Source organism: Novosphingobium sp. (assembly GCF_030699305.1).
In the GTDB taxonomy this organism is placed as follows: Bacteria; Pseudomonadota; Alphaproteobacteria; order Sphingomonadales; family Sphingomonadaceae; genus Novosphingobium.
This window is the reverse complement of sequence record NZ_JAUYNB010000034.1, coordinates 68,977-88,037: the sequence shown is the minus strand read 5'-3', so window position 1 is coordinate 88,037 and position 19,061 is coordinate 68,977. Positions and strand designations below refer to the sequence as shown.

The 19,061-nt window shown below is 64.6% G+C and carries 16 protein-coding genes and 1 tRNA gene; 10 read left to right on the top strand and 7 right to left on the bottom strand.

Features of this window, described 5'->3' with window-relative positions; translation table 11 throughout:
• Positions 1-5: 5 nt before the first annotated feature.
• The 4 genes from Q8Q53_RS13740 to hisS all read right to left on the bottom strand — a co-directional run bounded on the left by Q8Q53_RS13740 (position 6) and on the right by hisS (position 4,405).
• Positions 6-830: a DUF4167 domain-containing protein gene (locus tag Q8Q53_RS13740; protein ID WP_305702348.1), complete on the bottom strand. Its 825-nt coding sequence runs from the start codon at positions 828-830 to the stop codon at positions 6-8.
• A 226-nt stretch (positions 831-1,056) separates the two neighbouring features.
• The gene (gene prmC / locus Q8Q53_RS13735) at positions 1,057-1,911 is read right to left on the bottom strand and encodes a peptide chain release factor N(5)-glutamine methyltransferase (RefSeq protein ID WP_305702347.1); all 855 of its coding nucleotides are present in this window, start codon (positions 1,909-1,911) and stop codon (positions 1,057-1,059) included.
• Positions 1,908-2,972: a peptide chain release factor 1 gene (gene prfA, locus Q8Q53_RS13730; RefSeq protein ID WP_305702346.1), complete on the bottom strand. Its 1,065-nt coding sequence runs from the start codon at positions 2,970-2,972 to the stop codon at positions 1,908-1,910. The genes prmC and prfA overlap by 4 nt, the downstream gene beginning before the upstream one ends.
• Positions 2,969-4,405 (bottom strand): histidine--tRNA ligase, encoded by a 1,437-nt coding sequence (gene hisS, locus Q8Q53_RS13725; protein WP_305702387.1) that lies wholly within the window; start codon positions 4,403-4,405, stop codon positions 2,969-2,971. The genes prfA and hisS overlap by 4 nt, the downstream gene beginning before the upstream one ends.
• Before the next feature lie 99 nt (positions 4,406-4,504).
• On the opposite strand from hisS, the gene Q8Q53_RS13720 reads away from it, so the two are divergent.
• Both Q8Q53_RS13720 and ppa read left to right on the top strand, forming a co-directional pair.
• Positions 4,505-6,466 (top strand): M61 family metallopeptidase, encoded by a 1,962-nt coding sequence (locus Q8Q53_RS13720; protein ID WP_305702345.1) that lies wholly within the window; start codon positions 4,505-4,507, stop codon positions 6,464-6,466.
• Between the two features lie 55 nt (positions 6,467-6,521).
• Positions 6,522-7,061 carry an inorganic diphosphatase gene (gene ppa, locus Q8Q53_RS13715; RefSeq protein ID WP_305702344.1) on the top strand — a complete coding sequence of 180 codons (540 nt, stop codon included), beginning with the start codon at positions 6,522-6,524 and terminating at the stop codon, positions 7,059-7,061.
• Positions 7,062-7,302: 241 nt separating this feature from the next.
• Here ppa and Q8Q53_RS13710 read toward each other — a convergent pair whose 3' ends face one another.
• Both Q8Q53_RS13710 and Q8Q53_RS13705 read right to left on the bottom strand, forming a co-directional pair.
• Complete coding sequence (locus Q8Q53_RS13710; RefSeq protein WP_305702343.1) at positions 7,303-8,649, bottom strand: TldD/PmbA family protein; 1,347 nt, start codon at positions 8,647-8,649, stop codon at positions 7,303-7,305.
• Between the two features lie 86 nt (positions 8,650-8,735).
• Complete coding sequence (locus tag Q8Q53_RS13705) at positions 8,736-9,143, bottom strand: hypothetical protein (protein ID WP_305702342.1); 408 nt, start codon at positions 9,141-9,143, stop codon at positions 8,736-8,738.
• Between the two features lie 187 nt (positions 9,144-9,330).
• Between Q8Q53_RS13705 and lptB the strand changes: the two genes are divergently transcribed.
• The 3 genes from lptB (at position 9,331) to Q8Q53_RS13690 (ending at position 13,786) form a co-directional block, all read left to right on the top strand.
• The gene (lptB, locus tag Q8Q53_RS13700; RefSeq protein ID WP_305702341.1) at positions 9,331-10,110 is read left to right on the top strand and encodes an LPS export ABC transporter ATP-binding protein; all 780 of its coding nucleotides are present in this window, start codon (positions 9,331-9,333) and stop codon (positions 10,108-10,110) included.
• Positions 10,111-10,151: 41 nt separating this feature from the next.
• Positions 10,152-11,633 (top strand): RNA polymerase factor sigma-54, encoded by a 1,482-nt coding sequence (gene rpoN / locus Q8Q53_RS13695; protein ID WP_305702340.1) that lies wholly within the window; start codon positions 10,152-10,154, stop codon positions 11,631-11,633.
• A gap of 137 nt (positions 11,634-11,770) precedes the next feature.
• Positions 11,771-13,786, top strand: coding sequence for an amidohydrolase family protein (locus tag Q8Q53_RS13690; RefSeq protein WP_305702339.1), 2,016 nt, complete (start codon positions 11,771-11,773; stop codon positions 13,784-13,786).
• A 45-nt stretch (positions 13,787-13,831) separates the two neighbouring features.
• Here the strand turns inward: Q8Q53_RS13690 and Q8Q53_RS13685 are convergent, their stop codons facing one another.
• Positions 13,832-14,596 (bottom strand): DUF1134 domain-containing protein, encoded by a 765-nt coding sequence (locus tag Q8Q53_RS13685; protein WP_305702338.1) that lies wholly within the window; start codon positions 14,594-14,596, stop codon positions 13,832-13,834.
• 224 nt (positions 14,597-14,820) lie between these two features.
• Between Q8Q53_RS13685 and Q8Q53_RS13680 the strand changes: the two genes are divergently transcribed.
• From Q8Q53_RS13680 to Q8Q53_RS13660, 5 genes are all read left to right on the top strand, one after another.
• Positions 14,821-14,913 (top strand) — tRNA-Ser (locus Q8Q53_RS13680).
• Positions 14,914-15,260: 347 nt separating this feature from the next.
• The gene (locus tag Q8Q53_RS13675; protein WP_305702337.1) at positions 15,261-16,424 is read left to right on the top strand and encodes a DNA cytosine methyltransferase; all 1,164 of its coding nucleotides are present in this window, start codon (positions 15,261-15,263) and stop codon (positions 16,422-16,424) included.
• The gene (locus Q8Q53_RS13670; protein WP_305702336.1) at positions 16,421-17,356 is read left to right on the top strand and encodes a DUF4928 family protein; all 936 of its coding nucleotides are present in this window, start codon (positions 16,421-16,423) and stop codon (positions 17,354-17,356) included. The genes Q8Q53_RS13675 and Q8Q53_RS13670 overlap by 4 nt, the downstream gene beginning before the upstream one ends.
• Positions 17,357-17,358: 2 nt before the next feature.
• The gene (locus tag Q8Q53_RS13665) at positions 17,359-17,757 is read left to right on the top strand and encodes a very short patch repair endonuclease (RefSeq protein ID WP_305702335.1); all 399 of its coding nucleotides are present in this window, start codon (positions 17,359-17,361) and stop codon (positions 17,755-17,757) included.
• 664 nt (positions 17,758-18,421) lie between these two features.
• Complete coding sequence (locus Q8Q53_RS13660; protein ID WP_371136566.1) at positions 18,422-18,997, top strand: S41 family peptidase; 576 nt, start codon at positions 18,422-18,424, stop codon at positions 18,995-18,997.
• Positions 18,998-19,061 lie beyond the last annotated feature (64 nt).

Genomic DNA, 19,061 nt, shown 5'->3' with positions numbered 1-19,061 from the left:
CGCGATCAACCTACCGATTCGAGCGCTTCACCGGCACCATCCGCCGCAGGCTTGCGCCGGACGCGGGGACGCTTGGGCTTGGCTTCGGCATCCGCTGCGGCATCCGCAACCGGTTCTTCGCGCCGCGCGCTGATCGCGGGGGGCAGCGAAGCGGGGTCCAGCCCGGCGGGTTCGGCATCGTCGGCAGCGGGGCGTTCATCCCGGCGCGGAAGACGGTCTTCCCGGCGCGGACGCAGACCGCGCGTGCCGCGATTTTCGCGCACAAACGGATTTTCCGGCGACTCAAACGGATTCGCCTCAACCACTTCATCAACGGCCGGAGCGGCCGATTCGACCGGTTCGGCGCGGCTGGGGCGTTCGTCCCGCTCATCGCGATCTTCGCGTTCTTCACGCGCATCACGCTCTGCCCGGCGGACCCGCTCTTCGCGCGGGGGGCGGTTGTTGGCGGGGGGGTCGAACGCGGGGAAATCGTTATCGACATGGAATTCACCGCTGTCGTCGCCCTCGTCACCGGCGTCCGGCCAGCGCTCATCGCGCGGCTTGCGCTGTTCTTCCTGGCGCACGCGCGCATCGGCGATCACGCGGAAATAGTGGTCGGCGAACTGGAGGTAATATTCGGCCTGGACGCGGTCCCCGTTGAGGTGCGCGTCCTGCGCCAGCTTGCGATACTTTTCGAGCAGCTGGGGCGCATTGCCGCGCGCGCGGCTGTCGATCCGGTTCTGCTGCTGGCCACCGCCGCCGCCGCCGCCGCCGCCAGTACCGCCCGGACGGTTGCTCCGGCCACGCCGACGATTGTTGTTGTTATTGTTGCCACGGCTAATGTTGTTCAAGGGTGATAGTCCCTAATCCAGCTACCGGCTGCCTGCTGCCCCACCGGGTTACCCCAGGGATTTGCCAACACGCCGGTGCATGACCCATCGCCACGGACACCCAATGTGCCAGCGCGGCCCCACCATCTGCAAGCTTGCGTGACGGTGTGCCACGCGGTTCGCAAATGTTGGATTTGACCCGCGCCGCGCCCCGATTGGGCCGGCCTGCGCTGGTCTGATCCGGCGCTTACGCGGTGGCACTGCCCTTGCCAAGCGGAATCTTGATTTCCAGCACGCGCGCCCGTCCCCCCAGATCACGGTGCAACCCGGCGGTCATCCCGGCCTGCACGGCCATGGCCGTGACGGCTTCGGCCTGGGTGTAGCCGATCTCCACCAGCGCCGCCCCGCCGGGGGCCAGCAGGGTCGGCAACTGCGGAACCAGCACGCGGTAATCGTCCAGCCCGTCCGCCCCGGCAAACAGCGCGCCTGCCGGTTCATGCGCGCGCACTGACGCAGCAAGGTCGGCGGCATCCTCGACATAGGGCGGGTTGGCCAGCACCAGATCGAACGGTCCGCCCAGCGCATCGGCCCAGCCTGCGCTGTGCCAGTCGGCCTGCACCAGCATCGCCCGGTTCGCCAGCCCCAGCGCCTGCGCATTGGCGCTCGCCACCGCCAGCGCGGCGGCGCTGCGATCAATCCCCACGCCGGTCGCGCCGGGCAGTTCATGCAGCACGGCCAGCAGCAGCGCGCCCGAACCGGTCCCGCAATCGAGCACCCGCGCCGCATCGGGCCGGGCCGCCAGCGCAGCTTCGACCAGCACCTCGCTGTCCCCGCGCGGGATCAGCACAGCGGGCGAGACGCGGAATGGCAGGCCGAAAAACTCCTGCTCGCCGACGATATAGGCCACCGGCTCGTGCCCCTGTCGCCGTTCGATCAGCGCCGCAAAAGTGGCCGGAACGGCATCGCGCATATGCCGCAGCAACAGTTCCGACCGGGTGACGCCCAGCGCATGAGCCATCAGCACTTCGGCATCGAGCCGCGCGGTATCGCTGGTTTGCGCCAGCGCGGCGGTGGCGGCGCGGATGGCGTCAGCGGCGGTCACTCACCCATCGCCGCCAGCCGCTTGGCCTGATCCTCCGCGATCAGCGCGTCGACCAGTTCGCCGAGCCCCGGCCCTTCCAGAATTTCCGGCAGGCGGTGCAGGGTCAGGTTGATGCGGTGATCGGTGACGCGCCCCTGCGGGAAGTTGTAGGTCCGGATCCGTTCGGACCGGTCGCCCGATCCGACCATCGCCTTGCGCGCCTCGGCCTCGGCGCCGTGGGCGGCTTCGCGCATCTGCTCATAGATCCGGGCGCGCAGCACCTGCATCGCCTTTTCCTTGTTCTTGTGCTGGCTGCGGGCGTCCTGACAGGTGACGACGGTGTTCGTCGGCAAGTGGGTGATGCGCACCGCCGAATCGGTGGTGTTCACGTGCTGCCCGCCCGCACCCGACGCGCGATAGACGTCGATCTTGAGGTCCTTGTCCTCGATCTGCACGTCCACTTCGTCCGGCTGGGGCAACACCGCAACCGTCGCCGCGCTGGTGTGGATGCGCCCGCCGCTTTCGGTCACCGGCACGCGCTGCACCCGGTGGACCCCGCTTTCGAACTTCAGCCGGGCAAACACGCCATTGCCGGTGATCTGGGCCACCACTTCCTTGAACCCGCCGACTTCCGAAGCGCTCATGCTGACCGGCTCGATCCGCCAGCCCTGCTCAGCGGCAAAGCGTTCGTACATCCGGTAGAGGTCGCCCGCGAACAGCGCGGCTTCATCGCCGCCGGTCCCGGCCCGGATTTCCAGCATGGCCGAACGCGCATCGGCGCTGTCGCGCGGCAGCATGGCGATGGCCAGCTGGTGCTCGGCGGCGGGCAGCGCCTCCTTCAGCCGGGCGATTTCCTCCTCGGCCAGTTCGCGCATTTCGGGATCGTCCAGCTCGGCCAGACTGGCCAGCTCGGCGCGCATCGCGGTGACGTCGGCGGCGATCCGGGCAACCGGCTCCAGTTCGGAGTAATCCCGGCTCGCCGCGACAAACTCCGCCCCCTCCAGCGTGCCAGACGCCAGCCGCGCCTCAAGCTGCGCAAACCGCGCGGCGAGTTGGGCCAGACGGGCGTCGGAAACGCTCATTCCGGCAGTATGATTCGGGTGTCGTGGACGAGCGAGTACTCGCCCTCGCCCAACTCTATTTCAACTAGCGACCACAGAGCGTGCATCCCCAACGCGCCCAACTCCATGTCCTTCTTAGTGCGATGGCTGCTCACCAACATGGTGCGCGGCGACGGCTGCCCGTCGTCTCTTACCGTTACAATTACCGAGGCACCGTCGCGTTTCGCTTTCTCGAACTGCTTTCTCTGATTATGCTTAAAAGCAATCTCAATTGATGGATTAAAACCGTCGTCGCCATTTGCAACAAATCCACCCACACTCGCATTATCAATCGCGAAGTTACGATTCCAACGCTCTCGGTCGATCTTCTTGATCAACTCGGGAAGCCTGCTGCGCAGATATGCGGCTAACGCAGTAGCTTTTTGAATTGCATTGGGACCGTCCGGAAGCACCACAAGCGCCTCTGGTAATTTAAAATGATTGCCCGCATCGGCGACCAGCATCGCCAGCCGCTCAATCCCCGCAGCCCAGCCGACCGCCGGGGTCGGCGCGCCGCCAAGGCTTTCCATCAGTCCGTCATAACGCCCGCCGCCCAGCACGGTGCCTTGCGCGCCCAGCCGGTCGGTGACGAATTCGAACGCGGTGTGGCGATAGTAGTCCAGCCCGCGCACCAGTGCCGGGGCGCGGGTCCAGTCGACGCCCGCCGCGTCCAGCCCGGAGGTGACCTGCCCGAAAAAGTCCTGCGCCTCGGCGCTCAGGTAATCGTCGATCTTCGGCGCGGCGGCGGTAAAGACCTTGTCGCGCGAATCCTTGGAATCGAGGATGCGCAGCGGGTTGCGTTCCAGCCGGTCCTGCGAATCTTCCGACAAGTCGGCGCGGTGCGCGCGGAAGTATTCGACCAGCGCGGCGCGCCATGCCTCACGGCTCGCCCCATCCCCCAGCGTATTGAGTTGCAGCGTCACCCCGTCGGCAATGCCCAACTCGTGCAGCAGCTGATCGGCCATCACCAGCAGCTCGACATCGGCCTGCGGTTCACCCGCGCCGATAATCTCGGCGTCGATCTGGTGGAACTGGCGATAGCGGCCCTTTTGCGGGCGCTCATAGCGGAACAGCGGACCGTGGGTCGCCACTTTCAGCGGCGCGAACTGCTGCCAGCCGTTGGTCAGGTAGGCGCGCGCGATTCCCGCGGTGAATTCGGGCCGCAACGTCAGCGATTCGTCGCCGCGATCCTTGAAGCTGTACATCTCTTTGGAGACGACGTCGGTGGTTTCGCCGATCGAGCGGCTGAACACTTCGGTCTTTTCGAACACCGGCATTTCCGCGCGGCGGAACCGGTAAAGTTTGCGCACGCGCTCGAACGTTTCGACAACGTGGGCGAACGCCTCGGCTTCGGGGCCGAAAATGTCCTGGGTGCCCCTGATCGCCTTGGGTATGGCCTGTGGTGTGTTGCTCATGGCGCTCGCCCCTACCCGGTTTGCACTTTGTCGAAAAGCCGTCTGGTTTGCGTCGCACCGGGATTGACCGCGCACGCGGGTTTTTTGCATGGGCAGGTGATGATCAAGACCACGACTGGCCGTCTGCTGGCCGCCCTCGCTCTGGCGACCTCCACCGCCTCGCTGGCCGCCACGCTGTCCGCCCCGGCCGCCGTGCCGATTGTGGCGACCGTGCCCGATGCGGCGGACGTCCCTTATCCCGGCGGGACGATGCAGCTGGACATCGACGCCAGCGATACCGTGCGCGGCGTCTACCGCGTGACGCAGACCATCCCGGTTGCCCCCGGCACAAAGAAGCTGACCCTGCTGCTGCCGCAGTGGCTGCCCGGCAACCACGCCCCGCGCGGGCCGATGGCCGAACTGGTCGACCTGTCGTTCACCGCGAACGGGCAAAAGCTGGACTGGAAGCGTGACCGGGTGGAAGTGAACGCGTTCCATGTAACTTTGCCCGCCGGGGCGAAAGATGTGGTCGCCCGCTTCCTCCACACCAGCCCGCTGCAATCGAGCGAAGGCCGGATCACGATGACGCAGGAAATGCTCAACCTCCAGTGGGAGAAGATGAGCCTCTATCCCGCCGGGCATTACGTCCGCCAGATCCGGGTGAAGCCCAGCGTCACCTTGCCGCAGGGCTGGACCGCCGCGGTCGCGCTGGACGGGCAGAGCGCGCAGGGCAACCGCCTGGCGTGGGCTGAAACCAACTATGAAGTGCTGGTCGATTCGCCGATCTTTGCAGGCAAGCATTTCGCCAAGTGGGACCTGGGCCAGAACGTCACGCTCAACGTCGTGGCCGACAAGCCGGAGCAGCTGGCGGCCAAGCCGGAGCATATCGAACTGCACCGCAACCTCGTCACCGAAGCGCGGCTGGCGTTCGGGGCCAACCATTTCGACCGCTATGAATTCCTGCTGGCGCTGACCGACCGGATGGGCGGGATCGGGCTGGAACATCACCGTTCCAGCGAGAACCAGCTGGAACCGGACTCGTTCCTGGAGTGGGACAAGAACGAATTCGACCGCAACCTGCTGCCGCACGAATATGCGCACAGCTGGGCCGGCAAGTTCCGCCGTCCGGCGCGGCTGTGGACGCCCGATTACCGCCAGCCGATGCAGGGCGACCTGCTGTGGACCTATGAAGGGCAGGACCAGTTCTGGGGCCTCGTCCTGGCCGCGCGGTCGGGCCTTCAGGGCAAGGACATGGTGCTGGGAATGCTGGCGGGCTGGGCCGGAAACTTTTCCGAACAGCCCGGACGGCGCTGGCGCTCGGTCGAGGATACCGGGTTCGATCCGGTGTTCGGCGGGCGCAAGGCCAAGCCCTATGCCTCGCTCGCCCGGAATGAGGACTATTACACCGAAGGCGCGCTGGTCTGGCTGGAAGCCGACCAGATCATCCGCGCCGGAACCGGCGGCAAGAAAAGCATCGACGATTTCGCCAAGCTGTTCTTCGGGATGCGCGATGGCGACTGGGGCCAGCTGACTTTCGAGGTCGATGAAATCATCACCAAGCTGGGGCAGGTCCATCCTTATGACTGGGCAACCTTTCTGGACACCCGCCTGAACCAGCCGGGCCAGCCCGCGCCGCTCGGCGGGATCGAAAAGGGCGGCTACAAGCTGGTCTGGAAGGATGCCCCCAACCCCTTCGACAAGGCCCGCATCGCCGAGGCGAAGAACCTGCCGCTGACCTGGTCGCTGGGCGTTTCGATCGACAAGGACGCCAAGGTAACGTCCACCCAGTGGGACAGCCCGGCCTTCAACGCCGGAGTTGTGACCGGGTCCAAGGTGCTGGCCGTGAACGGCATCGCCTATACTGCTGACGAGCTGAAAAAGGCGATCACCGCGGCCAAGGACGGGCGCGGGGTGGACCTGCTGTTCCAGCGCGGGGACAAGTTCCAGACGGTGAAGATCGATTACCGCGGCGGCCTGCGCTATCCCTGGCTGGAACGCGCTGCCCCCGGCACCGCCCCCACCGGGCTGGACCTGCTGCTGCTGCCAAAGCGCGCCGTTACGGCAACCAAGGGAAAAAAGTGAATTAGACCTTGGTCTGTCGTTGCAGTGCAACATAGTCGGGGCTAAGGCCCCGGCCATGCGTATCGACATGATCCCCGTGGGCGATGACCCGCCCAATAGCCTGAACGTCATCATCGAAGTGCCCGTCGGCGGCGAACCCGTGAAATACGAGTTCGACAAGGCGTCCGGCGCGCTGTTCGTGGACCGCATCCTGCACACGCCGATGCGGTATCCGGCGAACTATGGCTTCGTCCCCCACACCCTGTCGGACGACGGCGATCCGCTCGACGCGCTCGTCATCGCCCGCTCGCCCTTCGTGCCGGGCTGCGTGGTGCGCGCCCGCCCGGTCGGCGTGCTGAACCTGGAAGACGAACACGGCGGCGATGAAAAGCTGATCTGCGTTCCGGTCGATTCGACCTTCCCGTATTATTCCGACATCGGCGAACAGAAAGACCTGCCCTCGATCGTGCTCCAGCAGATCGAACACTTCTTTACCCACTACAAGGATCTCGAAGCCGAAAAGTGGGTCCGGATCGGCAAGTGGGGCGATGCCGCCGACGCCAAGCGCGTCGTGCTGGAATGCATCGAACGCTATGAGGCCGACAAGGCCAAGTAAGCCTGCGCATCCCCTCCCGCTTGCGGGAGGGGTCAGGGGATGGCCTGTTTTAGACAGCCCTCCACCTATCCGTTCGTGTCGAGCGAAGTCGAGACATTGCTCGCACGTGTCTCGACTTCGCTCGACACGAACGGATAGGTTTTCTGACGCGGTAACAGGCCCTCCCCCAGCCCCTCCCGCACCCGGGAGGGGAGGAAGCGGACTTAATCCCCTCCCGGGTGCGGGAGGGGAGCGGTTCAGCTTAATCCCCCGCGATCATCATTCCGTCGATGCGGATGGTCGGCACGTTGACCGCGCGGTGCCATTCCAGGTCGTTCGCGCAGCTCAGGCTCGCGAACATCGGGATCAGGTTGCCCGCGATGGTGAACTCTGCCACCGGCCCGGCGAGCTGCCCGTTGACGATCCGGAAGCCCGACGCGCCCCGGCTGTAATCGCCGGTGACCGGGTTCACGCCGTGGCCGATCAGTTCGGTCAGATAAACCCCGTCGGCAATATCCGCCATTAACTCGGCCGGTGAAACGGCCCCCGCCGCCAGGTGCAGGTTGCTGACCGAAACGCCCGGCGATCCGCCCGCGCCGCGCACCGCATGGCCGGTGGGCTGGCCGCCCAGCTGGCGCGCGGCGGCGCTGTCCATCAGCCAGCCGGTCAGCCGCCCGTCTTCCACCAGGTTGCGCGGGCCGGTCGGCAGGCCTTCGCCGTCGAACGGGCGCGATGACAGCCCGCGCGGACGCAGCGGATCATCGGTGATGGTGATGCCGGGGGCAAACACTTGTCCCTCGGCATGGTCGAGCAGGAAGCTGGCGCGCCGCGCAATCCCGTTGCCCGACATGCCGCCCGCGAGATGCGCGATCAGCGACCCGCCGACGCGCGGATCGAACACCACCGGCATCGCCCCGCTCTTGACCCGGCCCGGATTCATCCGCGCCACCGCGCGTTCCCCGGCCTGCTGGCCAATTTCCTCAGGTGGGGGCAGGTCCGCGCCGTGGTGCGCGGTGCGCCAGGCATAGTCGCGCTGCATGTTCGCGCCCTCACCCGCCAGCACGCTGGCGCTGAGCGAGCGGGTGGTCCCGCCATAGGCTCCGGCAAACCCGTGGCTGGTGACCAGCGCGAACACGCGCCGCCCCGCCCCGGCGCTGCCGCCTTCGCTGTTGGTCACGCCGCTGACTGCGCGCGCGGCGTCTTCTGCCGCCTGCGCCAGATGGAGCAGTTCCTGCGGGCTGGGTTCAGCCGTTTCGTCAAGGTCGAGATCGGGGACGGACCCGCGCAGCAGGCGGTCTTCGGGGGCAAGACCGGCATACTGGTCTTCCGGCGCGGCGCTGGCCATTGCGACGGCGCGCTCCGCCAGTTCCTTCAGCGCCGCATCGCTGAGGTCGCTCGAGCCGATGCTGGCCGAACGCCGCCCGACGAACACGCGCAGGTCGAGATGTTCGCTTTCAGAGCGTTCGACGTCTTCCAGCTTACCCAGCCGCACCTGCACCCCTTCGGACGATCCGCCCGAATAGACGGCATCGGCAGCATCGGCACCAGCGGCGCGGGCAAGGTCGATCAGCGCGGCGGCGCGATCCTGGGCTTGTTGGGCAGAAAGCATAGGGTAACGCAGGCTCCGGTATCAGGAGCGCTCGATCTAGGGATTGATCAGGCTAAGGGCAATCGGCCGATGGCCAGTGGGGGCAATCAGCCGCCGAACATATAGGCCAGCGCCTTGAACAGCCCGGTCACCGCAAACGGCAGGCCGATCGCCAGCACCCACAGCCACATCCGGTCGCGGCGGTAATCAGGGGCGAAGGCCGGGTCGGCGGCCTGTGCATCGCTGAGTCGCGCCCAGCGGCGTTCGAACCGGCGGCAGGCGGGGATGATCGCGGCGACCAGCATGACCAGCGCGAAATAGGGCAGCATCGTCGTGCCTTTGGCATGGAGCGCGCCCATCGTGACGAAGATCTGCAAGGCCGTATAAACCAGCAGCGCGTAGGCGACGTGATCGCTCATCCGCTTGCGCCAGTCGAGCGGCTTGCCCTTGGCGGCACCGCTGGCGCTGCCATCCTTGATTTGCGCAGCGTTGGCGCCGTTCAATGCCTTGATCATCGGCACTCCCCTTTTATTCCCCGAACAATGAGTAAATCACCGAACCCCGCCGTGATCAAGCCCGGTTTACCAAACTTCCCGCCTGCGCTGCAAAGTGGCTGCCAGGGCACACCCCCGCGCCTGTCATGCATGAAGCTTGCCAAGTGCGCTTGCCCCGGCCCGCGCGCCACTCTAAATGACGCACAACATGACCGAAACCGAACCGTCAGAACAGCCCCGCGGCAACGCCGCGCCGCCCATCCCGCAAGGCGGGCTGGAAGTAATCTCGATCGCCAAGAGCTATGACAAGCGGGCGGTCCTGACCGACATCTCGCTGTCGGTCGGCAAAGGCGAAGTGCTGGGCCTGCTGGGGCCGAACGGCGCGGGCAAGACCACCTGTTTCTATTCGATCATGGGGCTGGTGCGCCCGGATTCGGGCCGCATCCTGATGGACGGGGTGGATGTCACCAACCTGCCGATGTATCGCCGCGCGATCCTGGGGCTGGGTTACCTGCCGCAGGAAACCTCGATCTTCCGCGCGATGACGGTCGAACAGAACATCAACTGCGTGCTCGAACTGATTGAGCCGGACAGGGACGTCCGGGCCTCGGAACTGGAACGGCTGCTGGAAGAGTTCGGCCTGACCCGGCTGCGCGAAAGCCCGGCGATGGCGCTGTCCGGCGGGGAACGCCGCCGCTGCGAAATCGCCCGCGCGCTGGCGGCCAAACCTTCGATCATGCTGCTGGACGAACCGTTTGCCGGGATCGACCCGCTGTCGATCAGCGACATCCGCGATCTGGTGAAAGACCTGAAACAGCGCGGCATCGGCGTGCTGATTACCGATCACAACGTCCGCGAAACGCTGGATATCGTTGACCGGGCCTGCATTATCTATGGCGGGCAAGTGCTGTTCGCGGGCAGCCCCGAAGCGCTGGTGGCCGACGAAAACGTCCGCCGCCTCTATCTGGGCGAAGGCTTCACGCTGTGACCGCCGCGGTCGTCCACAGGCTGCGCTGCGGCGACTGAACGATGGCATTGGGGCCGCGCCTCGACCTGAGACAAAGCCAGTCGCTGGTGATGACGCCCCAGTTGCAGCAGGCGATCAAGCTGCTGGCGCTGTCGAACCTTGAGATCGAGACCTTCATCGGCGATGCGCTGGACGCCAATCCGCTGCTGGAAATCGGCGACAATGCCCCCTCCCCGGCGGAACCCCTGCCGGATGATCCCGATTTCCGCCGCACCACACTGGAAACCTCCCCCGTCGACCAACTGGTCAGCGAAGGCCGCGCGGATGAGGACCGCCCGCTCGATATCGATGCCGCCGCGCTCGACCGCGACCGGGACACCGGCGACTGGAGCGCCGATTCGCGCATCCAGTCCGGTGAGGCTGGCCCGGAAATCGACGAGCGCGGCGCGGGCGAACCCACGCTGGCCGAACACCTGCACGCCCAGGTCGGCCCCGCCACCCGCGATCCGCGCACCGCATTCATCGCCCGCCACCTGATCGGCCAGCTGGACGAGGCCGGATACCTGATCGCCCCCCTGCGCGACATTGCCGCCGAACTGGGCGTGGCGCTCGCGGAAGTGGAAGCCGCGCTGGCGCTGGTGCAGACCTTCGATCCCACCGGGGTCGGCGCACGCTCGCTGTCCGAATGCCTGGCGCTGCAAGCGAAGGAGGCGGACCGCTACGATCCGTGCATGGCCCGCCTGATCGACAATCTGGAACTGCTGGCGCGCGGGGAAATCCCCCGGCTGAAGCGGATGTGCGGGGTCGATGACGAAGACTTTGCCGATATGCTGGCCGAACTGCGCGGCTATGATCCCAAGCCGGGGCGGCGGTTCGGGTCGGGCGGCGGCGAACCGGTCACCCCCGATATCCTGATCACCCCGCGCGCCGATGGCGGCTGGAACATCCAGCTCAATCAGGCGACCCTGCCGCGCCTGATCGTCAACCGCAGCTATTACGTCGAAATGCGCGGCGCCTGCGATGACAAGGCCGCGCGCGGCTGGCTGTCGGACAAGCTGGCCGATGCCAACTGGCTGGTGAAGGCGCTCGACCAGCGGCAGAAGACCATCCTGAAAGTCGCCAGCGAACTGGTGAAGCAGCAGGACGGGTTCTTCCGCCACGGCGTATCGCAGCTGCGGCCGCTGACCCTGCGCACCGTCGCCGAGGCGATCAGCATGCACGAATCGACCGTCAGCCGCGTGACATCGAACAAATACCTGCTGTGTGAGCGTGGGACGTTCGAGCTGAAATACTTCTTCACCTCCGGCGTCGGCGGGGCCGATGGCGAAGGCGGCGCATCGGCGGAGGCGGTCAAAGCCGCGATCAAGCAGCTGATCGACGCGGAAGACGCCAAGGCGATCCTGTCGGACGATGCGCTGGTCGATCTGCTGAAAGCGCGCGGCTATGATCTGGCCCGCCGCACCGTGGCCAAATACCGCGAGGCGATTGGCCTTGGCAGTTCGGTCCAGCGGCGGCGGCAAAAGGCGCTGGCGGGCGGGCGCTGATCCATTCGATCAAGATGTTGGAACTACTCACAAACTTCCCGTTCGTGTCGAGCGAAGTCGAGACACGAACGGATGTGTTTACGATTTTCGCAACGTTGCTCTAAGCTGCCTCCCATAACCCCAGGGGGAGAATATCCATGAAGTTCCGTTTGCTCGCCGCCGTCGCGGTGGCCGCCTGCGCTGCGCCGCTCGCCGCCAAGCCGGTCGAATACCGCGTCCTCACCCAAAGCCGCGACATCGGCCACTTCAAGGTCGACCGCGAGGGCACCGCCGTCAGCATCGATTACGATTTCAAGCAGAATGGGCGCGGTCCGACGATCAAGGAAACGATCCGGCTCGACCAGGACGGCGCGCCGCTCGACTGGACGATCACCGGGCGCACCACGTTCGGCAACGCGGTCAGCGAAAGCTTCCGCCGCACCGGCAAGGGCGTGGAATGGAAGGATCTGGCCGGTCCCGGCAGCATCAGGGGCAAGGACGCGCCGCGTTACTATGCCACGCAGAACGGATCGCCGTTCGATGTCGCCGCGCTGGCCAAGGCGCTGCTGGCCGATCCGGACAAGACCATGCCCGTCGCCCCCGGCGGCACGGCGACCCTGACCGAACGCGCGCGCAGCAGCTTTGACGGCCCGGATGGCAAGCTCGATGTCGTCACCTATGAGCTGTCGGGCCTCTCGCTCAACCCGGCCTACATCACGCTGGATGCGCAAGGCGACTTGTTCGCGCTGGCCAGCGCCGGGTTCATCATCGCCCGCGCAGGCTATGAAAAGGCCGCCGACCAGCCGCTGCGTGAACTGTCCGAAAAGCTGGCGTCGGACCGCTTTGCGATGCTGCAAAAGGACGGCGCGAAACGCTACGCCGGTCCGGTCCGGATTCGCAACGTCCGCCTGTTCGACCCTGCAGCCAAGGCGCTGACCGAGCCGCGCGACGTCGTGGTGTTCGGCCAGAAGATTTCCGAAATCGTCCCCACGGGCAGCATCGCCACGCCGGGCGAAACCACCGTGGACGGCGCGGGCGGCACGCTGGTTCCGGGCCTCTATGAAATGCACGGCCACATCGGGCAGGAAGACGCCCTGCTCAACGTGCTGGCGGGCGTTACCTCCACCCGCGACATGGGTAACGACGACGCGGTGCTCGATAAGCTGGTCGCCCGGATCGAAGCGGGCGAAGTGGCCGGACCGCGGATCGTGCGCAGCGGCTTTATCGAAGGCAAAAGCCCGTTCAGCTCGATGACCGGCTCGCTGGTGGCAACGCAGGTCGAGGCTCTGGACGCGGTGCGCAAATACGCCGCGCGCGGGTTCTGGCAGGCCAAGCTCTACAACTCGATGAACCCCGAATGGTCGCCGGCCGTCACCGCCGAGGCGCACCGGCTGGGCCTGAAAGTGGCGGGCCACGTCCCTGCCTTTTCATCCGCCGACGCGATGATCGCCGCCGGATTTGACGAAATCACCCACGTCAACCAGCTGATGCTGGGCTGGGTGCTCAACCCGGGCGAGGACACCCGCACCTTGTTCCGCTTCACCGCGATGCGACGCTTCCCCGCGCTCGATGTGAAATCGGCCAAAGTGCAGGCCACGCTCGATGCGATGGTGAAAAACAAAGTCGCGCATGAGCCGACCATCGGCATCCACGAACTCGGCCTGACCGCGCTCGACGGCAAGCCCAACCCCGGCGCGATCGACTATATCGACCATATGCCGCCGGCCGAGCAGCGCCAGCTGAAGCAGGCCCTGTTCGGCGCGGACACGCCCCAGCAGCGCGCCGAATATGTCGCCGCCTATGCCAAGATCATCGAAACGCTCAGCGAAATGCACCGCAAGGGCATCCTGCTGATCCCCGGCACCGATACCGGCGGCGCGTTCACCTATCACCGCGAACTGGAACTGTTCGGCCAGCTGGGGATGACCCCGGCTGACGTGCTGTCCCGCGCGACGCTGGAAATGGCGCAATTGCTGGATCAGGATCAGCAGCTGGGCAGCATTGAACGCGGCAAGCTGGCCGACTTCTTCCTGATCCCCGGCGATCCGACCAAGGACCTGAAAGCGATCAAGGCGATCCGCATGGTGGTGAAGGACGGCGCGTTCTATTACCCGCCCGAAATCTACCCGCGCCTGGGCATCAAGCCCTTCGCCACCGCGCCGCAGGTTAAGTAAGAAGATAGGTTGTGCGGTCCGGAACCCTGGTTTCGGACCGCGCCATCAAAACGGCAGCCACTTCTGCTTTTTTGAAAACTTCATGTAGCCCGCATTGACGCCCAGCCGCAGGCCCGCGCCCATCCGGATCGGGATCAGCACCGTGTCGCCGCGCCGCAGGTAGCTGGCGTTGAACCCGCCGACCAGATAGGCCTGCCCCTCGCCCGCCGGGAACCGCTTGTAGAGGTCTTCGGTGTTGTAGAGGTTGTAGACCAGCACGAACGTGCTGCCCGCGTTCGCCCCGGCATCGAACCCGATCGACGGCCCGGTCCAGTAGACCGGCTTCTGCCCCTCAACCTTGTGGTGCAGTGTGCCGGAGCCATAGCGCACCCCGATCACCAGCGCCCCGCCGCCTTCGCGCCCGACGATGTAACCGTTCGGCTCACCCTGCTTTTTCAGCAGGTCCTCAATCATCTGCGCCAGCCCTTTGGCCCCCTTGCCGAACACCCCTTCGGCCGCGCCGATCAGATCGTCCTGCTTGTAGGTGCCGGGCGGGGCTTCGGTCGGCGCCGGATCGGCCATTCCGCCCCCCGGCACCGCTTCGGCCGGGACCGCAGCGGGCGCCTGCACCGCCACGGGGGCGTCAGACGGGGTCGGTGCCTGCACCGGTGTCGGCGCCGGAACAGCGGTCTTCGTCAGATCGGCGTCAATCGCCTTGTCCGGATCGATCGCCTGGACCTGCGCCGCCACCGGCACCCCGCCGATCAGCGCCGCTGCCCCCAGCACCGCCAACAGCGCGCCGCGCAGTGCCGAAGTGAAACCTGCCGTCATCATATCCGTCCCATCACCATTGCCGACGCGCGGCGATCCGCATCCTACCAGAATCCAACGCTGGCCCCGCCACAATGAACCGGCGATGAGTCGAGTCGCATTTGCGGCCAGACGAGTCCCCCTCACCCCCACACAGCCCCCAACCGCCCCGGCAAAGATTCCGCGCCGCCCCCCTTGCCCGCTCAAAAACCCGTCGCTATAGCCGCGCTTCGCCGCAGCGATCCGGAGACGTGGGTGAGTGGCTGAAACCAACGGTTTGCTAAACCGTCGTACTGGTAAATCCGGTACCGAGAGTTCGAATCTCTCCGTCTCCGCCAATTTCACCCCCCTAAAAGCTTGATTTCGCAACGAAATCGCCCGAAGGGGCAAGGGCGATCAGCAAAGCTACCTACAATCGAATTTGCCGTTCAACGGGGTTTTTGCTGTGTGTCCGTTCGGCAACGTCGAACACGAAATATGCCGTGCGGTTATCCCTGCCACTGCCGAACGGGTTCGGTTCGTCGAGCCGTCCCGTCGATAAAGGGGATTCCCTTCGGTAGCACGTACGGGCTAGGGTGCGACGAATCTGCGATGAACGCCGTTGATCGCGACGACGTTTCGACATATGAGAACACACGGAGAACATGAAACGACTTCGTGTTCGACGTTGAAAGGGAGGCCGCGCTTGAACCCTACGTTTTACGAGTTCTTCGCAGGCGGCGGAATGGCGCGAGCGGGCCTTGGCGAAGGCTGGCACTGCGCGTTCGCGAATGATTTCAGCGAAATGAAAGCCCGGACCTATATCGAAAATTGGGGCGAAGGCGATTTCGTACCCGGTGACGTAGGAAAGGTAACAACCGCCGATCTCCCCGGCCGCGCCGATCTCACGTGGGCGTCGTTCCCTTGCCAAGATTTATCGCTTGCGGGCAAGTATCGCGGGCTAGGCGAAGCGTCGTCGGCCGTAATGACGCGATCCGGCACGTTTTGGCCGTTCTGGCGGCTAATGACGCAGCTTCGCACGGAAGGCCGCGCGCCTCGCACCATCATTCTCGAAAACGTCACTGGCGCAATTACGTCGCGCGATGGCAAAGATTTCGAAGCGATCTGCGCGGCACTTTCAGACGCAGGCTATCGCTACGGTGCTGTCGTGATCGACGCCAAGCACTTCGTACCGCAAAGCCGCCCGCGCCTGTTTTTCGTGGCTGTCGCGGACGACGTTACAGTGCCCACAGGGTTGAAGCGGAGCGAACCGGACGAGACGTGGCACCCGGCCGCGCTACGCACTGCACAAGCGCGCCTTCGCGGCAAAGCTAAGTCGCAATGGGTTTGGTGGAGCATAGCGAAGCCGCCCGCACGTAACATTGGCTTTGCCGACATAATCGAAGAAAAGCCGACGCACTGCCGCTGGCATTCGAAGGCCGAAACAAACCGCCTTCTTGCAATGATGGCACCGCTTCACCTTGCGAAGATCGAACAGGCCCGCGCGACGGGAAAGCGCTGCGTCGGCGGCGTGTACAAGCGCACGCGGCCGGACGAAAATGGCGTGAAGCGCCAGCGTGCCGAAGTGCGGTTCGATGACATTGCCGGTTGCCTACGTACGCCCGCAGGCGGGTCTAGTCGGCAAGCTATCGTCGTCGTCGAGGGGCAGTCGATCCGATCCCGCTTGCTTTCGCCACGCGAAGCGGCGCGCCTCATGGGGCTGGACGACGAATACGTACTGCCGGATCGTTACAATGATGCATACCACGTCGCGGGCGACGGCGTATGCGTGCCCGTTGTTCGGCACATTGCCGCACAGCTTATCGAACCAATTCTAGGGCTTAACGTCGAAGCGCGAGCCGCCGCGTGACGGCCGACGAATTGAAGGACGCACTTTCGACGTTTGCCAAAGATCGGCGTTTCATAGGCAAAGGTCCGCTTTGCGTGGCTCTAGTGGTCACAAATCACGCTCGCACCACTTTGCCGCTCGATTCGACAAAGCTGCTAACGGACGGCGGCGGGCAGGTGCTTGGATTGGGGAAAGGTGCAGTTCAAAGCATTTTGAACCGCCACGGCATAACGCGCGTACTTGCTTCCGAAGGCGGACGTACGAGCCGGGGCAGCATTGGCAACATGCAAAGCTACGTCGCGTTTCTGAACGATCTAGCGACGCAAGGTGCTTCCGATCTTGACGCAATCGAACGCTACTGGATCGAGCGCGTTCATGAATTCTTCGCCGCAAAGCCGTTCAAAATCCGGCTGGATGCCTCGCGCAGCTTACGCACCGTCGTTCGCGACGTTATCGCACAGGCGGAGGAACGCCAAAAAACTACGCCGGGCACTCAATACGCTGGCGCTGTCCTGCAACACTTAGTCGGCGCGAAACTCGATTGCGCGCTTGGCGCAGGTGGCTTTTCGCACAACAGCTATTCGACTTCCGACGCACAATCGGGACGGGCGGGCGATTTCTTTATCGGCGACGTAGCAATTCACGTCACCACGTCGCCGGGCGAAGCGGTTATCGAGCGCTGCCGCGACAATTTGAACGATGGCTACAGGCCAATCCTTGTTACGATGCAGCGCGGGCTTACCGTTGCCGAAGCGCTTGCCGATAACGCGGGCATTGGCGACCGGGTTGACGTGTTCGAAATCGAACAGTTCATCGCTTTGAACCTGTATGAATTGGGTAAGTTTGCAGCGGAAGGGCGGCGCGTCGCGGTTGGCGATCTTGTCACGCGCTACAACGAAGTCGTCGAAGAATACGAAACCGATCCAAGCCTAAAGATCGAATTCAAAACCTAGCGATGGAAACGGCCGAACAGCGCAGCCGTGTAATGCGCGCTGTGAAGTCTCGCGACACAAAGCCCGAAATGATCGTTCGGCGTGCCGCTACTGCACTCGGATACCGTTATCGGCTTCACAAGGCGACATTGCCGGGCAAGCCCGATCTTGTTTTCGCGTCGCGTCAAAAAGTGATCTTCGTACACGGCTGTTTCTGGCATGGGCACGACTGCAAGCGGGGCGCACGACAGCCGAAGACTAATGCAGATTACTGGTACGCCAAGGTCGGGGGGAATCGCGAGCGCGACGCGCGTTCGATTGCTGCGCTGGAAACGAGCGGTTGGGAAACACTCGTTATTTGGGAATGCGAAACGCGCGACGGCGATGCGCTTTCCCAACGGCTATCGGCGTTCCTTGGATAGAGACAAGCGGAGCACGGTTCCGCCGCCTATGTCCACTAAATTGCTGATAATACGTCTATTTAGGGATTGCGAAATGATCATACTACAATCCTACCTACAAATTCTTGATAAGAAACCCTGTGTTGCGTCCGATCCGCCGCGCTACGGTTGCATCGCCGACTAGCGTTACGTCGTAATTCATGCCCCGCCTGCGAAGTTCGCGGCGAACGTCGGTACGCACGTTCGGCAGCGACGCGGCGGCTAGCAGTACGACGCCGTTCCAACGCACCGCCTGCGCGTCCGCTGCCGACTGGATTACGTGCATCATGGCGAGCCGCAACAGCTTCGGATACTCTGGGAAGTACATGCGGGTGTTCGTCGATAGCTGTAACGCGCACATGCTCTTGTTCCGTTCGAAGCGTGCGGCAAGCGGTCCCTTCGCCAGCTTCGCTAGAAACAGGTCCGCCCCGATACGTTCGTCGTTTTCGAGATATTGCGCGCTGTGTTCGATGAATTCGGCGCACGTCTTGATGTAGTCAAGCGCGAGATATTCGACGGCGTTGCAGCGTTCGCACAGGCCAAGCCGTACGACCTCTTCTTCGGCGTAATCGAGCATGTCCTGTAGGATAACGTGCGCTTTATCGTTGAAGCGTTCTAGCCGCATTGCCTCTACTCGCCTGCGTCGATCACCGGCGGGCAGAGCGATGCTGGTGCGCAGGTCATCCGTTACCTTCTGCGTCAGCCGGTCGCGCAGGTGGCGCAGGCCCGCGAGCGGCTTAACGCAGACAACAACGGTCTGCTGGGCTATCGTGGTCAGCCGGGAAAAATGGTCGCATTCGACCTGACCGACAAGGTAATCGAACCGGCTGACCCGCAGAAACACTTCAGCGGCCCGGTCGCTGTCCTGATCGACGAGCTGACCTATTCGGCCGGGATCCTGTTTGCCACCACCCTGCAGGATCACGGTCTGGCGGTGCTCGCAGGCCGACCGACCGGCGGATTTGCCAACCAGACCGGCAACATGATGCCGAGCCGATTGCCGAATACCGGCTTCACCGCCTACATCGCGACCCGCGAATTCGTCCGCCCGAGCGGCGACTTGCGGGTCGGACCGGTCATACCCGACCTGCCGCTCGGGGCCGAATCCGGGCCGGCTGACCTGCTGGCGCTGATGCAACGGGCCGCAGCGCTGCCCACGATCATGCCAGACAAGCGCAAGACCGTGTCGGCAAAAACGATTCACAACGGGGGCGGAGTCTGATTCCAGGCTGCTCGCCGGGGAGCCGTCATGGGCGGCGGCGGGGCTTTGGAGCATGCAGCGGTCG

Excerpts from the sequence above, each read along its gene's own strand:
- prfA (WP_305702346.1), bottom strand. The coding sequence starts at position 2,972 with ATGAGCGTTTCCGACGCCCGTCTGGCCCAACTCGCCGCGCGGTTTGCG.
- lptB (WP_305702341.1), top strand. The coding sequence starts at position 9,331 with ATGACCGAAACCGAACCGTCAGAACAGCCCCGCGGCAACGCCGCGCCG.
- Q8Q53_RS13705 (WP_305702342.1), bottom strand. The coding sequence starts at position 9,143 with ATGATCAAGGCATTGAACGGCGCCAACGCTGCGCAAATCAAGGATGGC.
- Q8Q53_RS13685 (WP_305702338.1), bottom strand. The coding sequence starts at position 14,596 with ATGACGGCAGGTTTCACTTCGGCACTGCGCGGCGCGCTGTTGGCGGTG.
- Q8Q53_RS13665 (WP_305702335.1), top strand. The coding sequence starts at position 17,359 with ATGGAAACGGCCGAACAGCGCAGCCGTGTAATGCGCGCTGTGAAGTCT.
- Q8Q53_RS13690 (WP_305702339.1), top strand. The coding sequence starts at position 11,771 with ATGAAGTTCCGTTTGCTCGCCGCCGTCGCGGTGGCCGCCTGCGCTGCG.
- Q8Q53_RS13720 (WP_305702345.1), top strand. The coding sequence starts at position 4,505 with ATGATCAAGACCACGACTGGCCGTCTGCTGGCCGCCCTCGCTCTGGCG.
- Q8Q53_RS13710 (WP_305702343.1), bottom strand. The coding sequence starts at position 8,649 with ATGCTTTCTGCCCAACAAGCCCAGGATCGCGCCGCCGCGCTGATCGAC.
- ppa (WP_305702344.1), top strand. The coding sequence starts at position 6,522 with ATGCGTATCGACATGATCCCCGTGGGCGATGACCCGCCCAATAGCCTG.
- rpoN (WP_305702340.1), top strand. The coding sequence starts at position 10,152 with ATGGCATTGGGGCCGCGCCTCGACCTGAGACAAAGCCAGTCGCTGGTG.
- hisS (WP_305702387.1), bottom strand. The coding sequence starts at position 4,405 with ATGAGCAACACACCACAGGCCATACCCAAGGCGATCAGGGGCACCCAG.